This is a genomic window from Listeria floridensis FSL S10-1187 (genome assembly GCF_000525875.1).
Taxonomy (GTDB): Bacteria; Bacillota; Bacilli; order Lactobacillales; family Listeriaceae; genus Listeria; species Listeria floridensis.
In genome coordinates, this window is sequence record NZ_AODF01000030.1 from 40,041 (window position 1) to 48,207 (window position 8,167).

The window sequence follows — 8,167 nt, forward strand, 5'->3', positions numbered from 1 at the left end:
AAAGGTTTTTAAGGAGGTTCTTTTGATTTGAAAATTACAGTTAATCAGATTGAACTATTTTACCAAAAAAGCGGTAATGCACCTCAGTCAGTCCTTTTACTGCATGGAAATGGCGAAGATCATCATATTTTTGACCCGCTGAGCGAAAAACTTGCTGCCGATTTTACCGTATATGCACTCGACAGCCGCGGGCACGGGGCAAGTGAGAGGACAAGTGACTTTAGCTACGAGGCAATGGCTCAGGACATTTCGCAATTTATCGCCAAACTCGGTCTTGCACCTTGCTCTCTTATCGGGTTCAGTGATGGAGGGATTACAGCTCTTCTACTGGCAGCACGTCATCCGGAACTCGTTACTAAAATAGCAGTTTTAGGTGCAAATTTATCTCCTGCTGATTTTAAAAAGAAAGAGCTTGAACAGCTTAAAGAAGACTATCAAAAAACACATGATCCTCTGATTCATTTGATGCTTACGGAGCCAAACCTTAAGAAAACGGATTTACAACAAATCAAAGCTGAAGCACTTATTCTAGCTGGAGAAAAAGACGTTTTTTATCGAAAAACTTTCTACACGATTGCTAAGACAATTAAACAATCAAAACTACATATTCTAGCCGGTCATAATCACGATTCGTATATCGTGCAAAACGCCATGCTTTACCCTGAGTTAAAAGCTTTTTTCCGTGAAAAAAAAGACAAAGGAAAGCTGAGTTCAGCTCTCCTTTGTCTTTTTCAAGAATTCGTCGGTAAATATCTTTCACCACGCATCACCGCTCGAACTCGCGGATTCGGCAAATAACGCTTAACTTCACGAAGTTTCGCAAGTGTATCAAAATCGCCGTAGTGTTCCGCTAGTCCCATCGCAACGGCACTACTGCGGCTTATACCAGCATCACAGTGTACAACAATTTGACCATGATCAGGATTTTGATCAATAAAATTAAAAATGATTTCGGCATGCCGCTCGTTGAAGAGTTTCATCTCTTCTTTTTCTTTTTGACTAAGTCCCCAGTAGTCATCAGTTTCGTTAATATCATTAAAATGGATTTCCAAAACAGCCTGATAGTATTCTGGATGTTTTAGCGCCATAAACTCTTTATTCTGATCAGTGATTCGGATGAGGAGCGCATGATCTGTTTTCGGCTGAAAGATAACAGCCATTACTTCTGGAAGTGCAATAATCGGTAAACTGAATGGATCAAAATCAATTTCTCGTTTCTCTTTATTTATATAATTCGCCATCACTCACAAATTCCCTTCCTCGGATCCTACCCCCATTGTACCATAATTTATTCATCATGAAAGCGGTCTCGATAAACCTGATTTTTCTCATGACGGATGATGGCAAGTATTAGGCCGATTGCAATGAAATTTCCGAGAACGGAAGAACCTCCGTAACTGATAAATGGTAGCGGAATACCGGTAAGTGGCATTACTCCGATGGTCATTGCAATGTTTTGAAAAATATTGAAAGCAAAGTAAATCGCAAATCCAGATAAGGCATAACGTGAAAATGAAGTTTCGAGCTCTAGCGCCAACCTGATCAACACTTGGATAAGAAACAGGAATAAAAACAGTAGTATGCTGACGCCAATGAAACCAAAGCGATTTGCCATTGTACTGAAGATCATATCTGTATGACTTTCCGGGATATAGATGTCGCGTGTTTGGCCGGTTAATTGCCCTGAACCAACAGCGAGAAGCGACAAATCCACTTGATAAGAAGCGTTCGGATTGCTTCCTGGATTGAGCCATGCAAAGATACGAGCAAATTGATACTCTCTTAAGCCAAGACGCTCAAGCCAGTTAAAATGATAAACCAATATGTAGAAAAGAAGGGTGGATATGGAAACCGCGAAAGCGGTTAAGCCGATAATCCATTTGTTTGAAGGCATTGCAATCAACAATATCGTGAAGAAAGTGACAAAATATAAGATGGTTGTACCCAGATCTGGTTCGCTGAAAACCAACAATAAAATCGGACACGCCGCACCAAGTAGCGCAAAAAACAATGTGGCTGGTTGTTTATCAAACCGAGCTGCAACACTTGCTAAAGTAAGAATGAAGAACCCTTTGAGCACTTCTGTCGGTTGAAAAGAAAGCCCAGGGAATCTATACCAGCGCTTCGCGCCATTGATCTCAGGAGTGAATTGCAAACCGATCAGCAAAAGTAAAAACAATACATAGCCTAAAATGAAGTATTTGCGCAGTACATCCATATGAATCTTGGAAATAAGTAGACAAATTCCTGCCGAAACAAGTAAAAAAAAAGATTTGCTGTTTTAAAAAAATCACTTTCGTACTGTCCTGTTTGTTGAGCAAAATAAATGGCCGTACAGCTCACAATGCTAAGTAAAAAAAATAATTTGAAGTAAAAGCTTCTCAGATGTTCTCAAGTTGACTATTCCTTTCCAGTATTAAATTCTTTAGTCAAATGTAGCATAACTGTAGGATAAATCATAATAGAATATCAGAATATTTAATTTTTCTTAAACAAAAAAAAGCAAGAGCCGCGAAAGGACTCTTGCTTTTTCGATTTTGTGTGTATTTTATTTCATCATAATAAAGGTACTGCGCACTTGTTTCATGGTTTCAATCCGATTTTCAGCCATATGATCTGCTGCTTCTGCCGGAATAATTCCCTCACGTGCCGAAATATCATATACTTTACCGATTTGATCATAGATTTCATCAATTTTTTTTCTTCGCACGATCTTCATTGTAAGTTAAGAGCTCATCTGCAACATTGATAACACCGCCAGCATTAACAATATAATCCGGTGCATAGAGAATGCCGCGTTCATGAAGCATTTCACCATGACGTTTAATATCAAGCAATTGATTATTTGCACTTCCGCAAACTACCTTGAATTTCAGTTTTGGAATGGTATCATCGTTTAAAATACCGCCAAGTGCGCAAGGAGCAAAGATATCTGCGTCCACTTCATAAATTTCATCCGGTTTCACAGCTGTCGCGCCATATGCCTTTACAGCACGCGCTACAGCTTCTTCGTTAATGTCAGTTACAACAAGTTCGGCACCTTCTTCAGCAAGCATTCCGCAAAGCGCAAACGCCACATTACCAACACCTTGTACAGCTACTTTCTTTCCAGCAAGTACATCGCTCCCAAATGCTTCGCGAGCTGTTCGTTTCATTGCCGCATATACACCGCGTGCCGTCATCGGGCTTGGGTTGCCTGATGAACCGTAACTTTCCGATATTCCAGTCACATATTTTGTTTCTTCATGAATGTAATCCATATCTTGAACCGTTGTCCCGACATCTTCTGCGATGATGTAACGACCATTTAGGCTCTCTACATATCTTCCAAGCGCACGAAATAGCGCTTCACTCTTATCTTTTTTTGGATCTCCGATAATCACTGTTTTTCCGCCGCCAAGGTTAAGCCCAGCAGCCGCATTTTTATAAGTCATTCCGCGTGCTAATCGCAAAACATCTTCAAGTGCTTCTTCTTCCGAATCATATGGCCACATTCTGCAACCGCCAAGTGCCGGTCCAAGAGTCGTATCATGAATTGCAATAATTGCTTTTAGTCCAGAAGCCTCATCATGACAAAAAAACTACTTGCTCATAATCGTATTTCTCCATCTTCTCAAACAACATAAAAATAGCCCCCTTAATTTATGAAAAGCATTATTTCATCACTATCTACCTTCATTATACGTAATTTGAAAACGCTGTAAAAGTTTTTATATTATTTAAGTCATTTTTCATACTTTATAGCTAACACAAAAACTTTAGACCTATAAAAAATGTATGCGTTTTCATATTAAAAAGGACTATTGATTTAGCTACTAGGTCGTGTTTAGAAACAATGTTAGAAAATTTATTGAAAGCAGATTTTACACACAAAATAAAAAATAGTCGCAACTGCGAGCGACTATTCCTCGATAAACTCAACTTGCTCTGTAATTTCAATATCAGGATGAAGGCTCATCGCAACAGGGCAGCCCTGTTTAACAAGATGAACAGCCTTCTCTGCTTGTTCTCGATTTTCAGATGTTGTTTTGATTTTGAAACGAATATCAATCGTTTTAATCGTATGCACCCGTTCTGTCAGGTTTTGTGTGTAATCTACTTCAATTTCAAGAATATCATACAAAACACGCTTCTTACGCAAGATTTTAGCATAGACATATCCGCTACAAGCTGCTGCCGCCGCTGCAGTCATTTGAACAGGAGAAAAACCCATTTCTTTTCTTAGTTTCCAATTTCCAGATTCATGAAACAGTTCAATTGTCCCTTCTTCTTTCATTTCCAAATGCATTTTCTTTCCCCCTACAAAAACTATTTTTGTTGATTTCTAAAAAAGCCGCACGTTTCTTTGAAATGAAACGTACGGCCACAAAATCATTATTCTGTCACAACTGCATAAATGCCATCACGATCTGAATATTCAAGTGTTAATCCCATATTTGGATCCATACCTGCAAAGTGCTCTGCCCAGTAACGAATCGCTTGGATAAGTGAAAAGTGATCCAGAGACTGAATGACGCGATCATTTTCAATCACATCTGCACCAAATCCTGCTTTATCATCGTAGGTTAGTGCAACTTGTACATCATCAAGCGACAAACCTTTTGCATTTGTAAAGAACGCAATGACTGCATTCGAAATATTTCCTTCATCAAGAACTTGTTCACGTGTTTCGGTAGCCGCTTGAATCGTTTCTGGCTCTTTCACCGAATTAAATGAACCGCGTGTCGATTGAACTGCCGGCTCCGCTCCACGATTTCTCCATTTCTGGAAAAAGAAAATGAGCAAGCGAATTACAAGAAAGATAGCAAGCACATTGATAATCAATCCAAAGATATTTCCAAATGCGCCCATATTGCCAAGCAAGCCACCAAAAAGAAGTCCTGCCAGGCCGCCCATCATTAAACCACCCATAAAACCTTTACCGTTAAAGAAACTATTTTTTCCTGATCCCGACATCATATTGTTCGATTGCGATCTGTTTACATTCGAGCGGTTAATGCCGTTGTTATTGGATTTAAAAGAACGAACTGGCGAACGATACCCTCTTGCATCTGCGTCGCTCACTTGTTCATACTTTGCTGGAAGAACGGTGTTCACCACAGTTCCACCTATTGGACTAAAAATCAAACCTGCTGCAAGTAATACTGAAACTAATTTTTTCACACTCTTCCTCCTTTATCTTGGTACAAAAAAAGACCTTACGAAATAAACGTAAGGTCTTGCAAACAATTTTCGAAATTGCTAACTATGCCGGGGAATGCTCCCGTATTGACGACATAGCTATCACAGCTACTCCCCTTAAGTAGGTTCCTAGTTATGAAGTTATATACAACTATACTATAACTCTTTTCCTACTGCAAGAGCTACGGCTTGCGCATTGAAACCGGTTTATCCAAGATTTCTTTTGCAATCATCGCTTGTTTTAAACTCATCCGTCCATGAACTGCCTGACTTGCCACATTGCTCGCATGTTTAGCTGCAGTTCTTTCTGTAACGCTTGATTCGCGTTCCATTTTTTGACGCAAGCGCTCAGCTTCTTTTTCAGCTGTTAAATGCACTGCTGTTTCCTGTTTTGCTTTTGATTTTTGCGCTTTCACGGGCTTCCGTTCTTGCCCAAATGTACCGGAAACAACTGTACGCTTAGCAGCTGTCTTGGTGTTTTGGGTAGTTCTTCCGGCTGGTTTGTTAGAAACAGCGGGTTTTGGCTTATTCGCTGAATTTTGTTTCTTCTTATTTTGATCTTGTTTGGATAAATAAGAAAGCGCTGCACCGCCAATAATGATCAAAACAGGGATTAAACCGGAAAGATTATCAAAAATATCTGCGAGATCAAATGGCATATTGTCCACCTACTTCCTTTTTAATGGAATCCCGGCTTCTCATCACCAGCAATCGAATCACGCATATGCGTATCCGCTTGAACATTTTCCATCTTATAGTAATCCATAACACCGAGCTTACCGCTTTCGAAAGCTTGCGCAATTGCACGCGGCACTTCTGCTTCTGCTGCTACAACTGCCGCACGATTTTCTTGTTCGAGAGCGATCGCTTCTGCTTTCCGTTTCGATGCAGCCGCTTGAGCTACTTCCATGTCGGCATTCGCTTTTTCAATATCCAGCTTCGCTTTAATGTTATCACCAATACGCATTTCAGCAATATCAATGGAAAGTATCGTATAAGCAGTGCCGTCGCCAAGACCTTGTTCTTGAACTTTTTTCGAAATGCTGTTTGGATTTTCAAGAACATCTGTATGTTCTCTCGTTTCCCCGACAGTTGATACAACGGCTTCCCCAACACGAGCGATAACTGTATCTTCACCAGCACCCCCGACAATACGATCAATATTCGATTGCACCGTAATTTGAGTGATAACTTTTACCTCTACCCCATTTTGGGCAACCCCAGTAAATTCAGGTGTGCGAATAACTTTAGGTGTAACAGATGTTTGAACAGCTTCAAGTACATCACGTCCAGCAAGGTCGATTGCAGCAGCACGGCTGAAATCAAGTTCGATGTTCGCACGATGAGCAGCGATTAGCGCATCTACCGTATTATCAACATCTCCACCGGCCAAATAATGGCTTTCAAGCTGATTGACTTCAAGTTCAAGTCCTGCTTTCACAGCTTTAATCAGCGGTTTAACCACACGAGAAGGGACAACTCGGCGCAAGCGCATACCGATCAATGTTCCAATCCCTACTGGTACACGGGCAGATATAGCACTAATCCAAAGCCCTACTGGTACTAATGAAAAGAAAATAATTAAAAAGATAATAACAAGGACTGTAATAATAATAGGTCCTCCAATGAAAAATGATCCGATTGACATTTACTTCGCCTCCGTTTTTAATTCTTTAACTAACAAATAGCCGAAATCAATTCCGACAACTGTTACAGGTGTCCGTACATCTAAGTAACCGTTATCAAGCCGCGCTTCATAAACTTCCCCATCTATTTCAACGCGCCCAATTGGCTTCATGGTTGTTACAGCAACACCATTTTTCCCAAACACTTTATCTCGCAGCGCTTTCATTCGTTCAATTTCTCGATCTTCTAAAACACCGCGGTGAACAAGTCCCCAAGAATCCCCATATACGATTGCGTCTTCAGAAAAGTTATCTTCCATTTTCGTCACCTACTTTCACGAGGGGCAAGCATTTTTTCTCCTAATTTAACCATAACTTAATCGCGTCTGTTTTACAATTCTTTTAGTGAAAAAACACTTTCAATTTCTTGATATACTGTTCTGATTTCAAGAAAACTGAAAATTTTCTTTTATACATTTATTATAACTTACCTAACGGTTAGTTTCCAAGGTCTAGAAACTGAGAACGAATACGTCCCAAGTCGTAGATTTAAACAAAAAAAAAACGCCCGTACATATCCGTACGGGCGAGCAAGATTTTAGCTTAAAGTTATATGTAGATTATTTAACTGCATCTTTAAGCGCTTTACCAGGTTTGAAAGCTGGTACTTTACTTGCTGGAATGTCGATTTCTTCTTTTGTACGCGGGTTGCGTCCTTTACGAGCCGCACGTTCGCGAACTTCAAAGTTACCGAAACCAATAAGTTGAACTTTTTCACCTTTAGAAAGGTTTTCTTGAATAGTTTCAAATAAAGCTTCTACAGCTTTAGCAGCGTCTTTCTTAGAAAGTTCCGCTTTTTCAGCTACACTGTTTACTAAATCAGTTTTGTTTGCCATCTTTATTTCACCTCCCTTAAAAGTAATCCAAAATAATTAGGTCTTAATTATTACTTGATGATTTTTGTTTGGTAAAAGTTGTGCTTATTCTTTAAAAAACGAAGCAGAATTAAGACCGAAATGGCTTAAAATAAGCCTTTGCAGTAATTCTGATAAAAGATTATCATATAATCGTTGATACTGCAAGGGTTTACATCAAATTGACACTAAAAGTTCACATTAAAAACAGTAAAAACTACTTAACAAACGTGATAGTACCAACCTGTTAACCCTAATAGTAACTGGGAAGTCCTATAATAGCAAGCGAAATCATCTTTTCACAAAAAAATGGTTCTTTTTTCATAAAAAATAGTTTAAAATTGAGCTCATTGCCTGAAAAATCTAGGTTTCAGCACCTATTTTATTCTAACAATAACGCTTGCAGCTGCTCTTTCATTTTTGCATCAATGCCGACCCTTTCTTCAA

Annotated in this window: 8 protein-coding genes and 2 pseudogenes; 1 reads left to right on the top strand and 9 read right to left on the bottom strand. The window is 39.4% G+C overall.

Going from position 1 to position 8,167, the window contains the following annotated elements; all coding sequences use genetic code 11:
• Window positions 1-27 precede the first annotated feature (27 nt).
• The gene (locus tag MFLO_RS11245; RefSeq protein WP_077913228.1) at window positions 28-798 is read left to right on the top strand and encodes an alpha/beta fold hydrolase; all 771 of its coding nucleotides are present in this window, start codon (window positions 28-30) and stop codon (window positions 796-798) included.
• Here the strand turns inward: MFLO_RS11245 and MFLO_RS11250 are convergent.
• The 9 genes and pseudogenes from MFLO_RS11250 to MFLO_RS11290 form a co-directional block, all read right to left on the bottom strand.
• On the bottom strand, window positions 732-1,241 hold the full coding sequence (locus MFLO_RS11250; protein WP_036098078.1) for a dual specificity protein phosphatase family protein: 510 nt from the start codon (window positions 1,239-1,241) through the stop codon (window positions 732-734). The two genes, MFLO_RS11245 and MFLO_RS11250, sit on opposite strands and share 67 nt — an antisense overlap.
• 47 nt (window positions 1,242-1,288) lie before the next feature.
• Window positions 1,289-2,385: pseudogene (locus MFLO_RS11255) on the bottom strand (FtsW/RodA/SpoVE family cell cycle protein).
• Between the two features lie 163 nt (window positions 2,386-2,548).
• Window positions 2,549-3,624, bottom strand: a pseudogene (locus tag MFLO_RS11260) (Glu/Leu/Phe/Val dehydrogenase dimerization domain-containing protein).
• Between the two features lie 277 nt (window positions 3,625-3,901).
• Window positions 3,902-4,288 carry an OsmC family protein gene (locus tag MFLO_RS11265; RefSeq protein WP_036098079.1) on the bottom strand — a complete coding sequence of 129 codons (387 nt, stop codon included), beginning with the start codon at window positions 4,286-4,288 and terminating at the stop codon, window positions 3,902-3,904.
• Window positions 4,289-4,374: 86 nt separating this feature from the next.
• Window positions 4,375-5,163, bottom strand: a complete 789-nt coding sequence (locus MFLO_RS11270; protein ID WP_036098080.1) for a DUF2653 family protein — start codon at window positions 5,161-5,163, stop codon at window positions 4,375-4,377.
• A gap of 200 nt (window positions 5,164-5,363) precedes the next feature.
• On the bottom strand, window positions 5,364-5,840 hold the full coding sequence (locus tag MFLO_RS11275; RefSeq protein WP_036098082.1) for a hypothetical protein: 477 nt from the start codon (window positions 5,838-5,840) through the stop codon (window positions 5,364-5,366).
• 20 nt (window positions 5,841-5,860) lie between these two features.
• Entirely contained in the window at window positions 5,861-6,829 is a 969-nt protein-coding gene (gene floA, locus MFLO_RS11280) for a flotillin-like protein FloA (RefSeq protein WP_036098084.1), read from the bottom strand.
• Window positions 6,830-7,126, bottom strand: coding sequence for an NfeD family protein (locus MFLO_RS11285; RefSeq protein WP_036098096.1), 297 nt, complete (start codon window positions 7,124-7,126; stop codon window positions 6,830-6,832). It abuts the gene before it with no gap.
• 300 nt (window positions 7,127-7,426) lie between these two features.
• Window positions 7,427-7,702: an HU family DNA-binding protein gene (locus tag MFLO_RS11290; protein WP_007472015.1), complete on the bottom strand. Its 276-nt coding sequence runs from the start codon at window positions 7,700-7,702 to the stop codon at window positions 7,427-7,429.
• Window positions 7,703-8,167: the final 465 nt, after the last annotated feature.

Excerpts from the sequence above, each read along its gene's own strand:
- MFLO_RS11265 (WP_036098079.1), bottom strand. The coding sequence starts at position 4,288 with ATGCATTTGGAAATGAAAGAAGAAGGGACAATTGAACTGTTTCATGAA.
- floA (WP_036098084.1), bottom strand. The coding sequence starts at position 6,829 with ATGTCAATCGGATCATTTTTCATTGGAGGACCTATTATTATTACAGTC.
- MFLO_RS11250 (WP_036098078.1), bottom strand. The coding sequence starts at position 1,241 with ATGGCGAATTATATAAATAAAGAGAAACGAGAAATTGATTTTGATCCA.
- MFLO_RS11275 (WP_036098082.1), bottom strand. The coding sequence starts at position 5,840 with ATGCCATTTGATCTCGCAGATATTTTTGATAATCTTTCCGGTTTAATC.
- MFLO_RS11285 (WP_036098096.1), bottom strand. The coding sequence starts at position 7,126 with ATGGAAGATAACTTTTCTGAAGACGCAATCGTATATGGGGATTCTTGG.
- MFLO_RS11290 (WP_007472015.1), bottom strand. The coding sequence starts at position 7,702 with ATGGCAAACAAAACTGATTTAGTAAACAGTGTAGCTGAAAAAGCGGAA.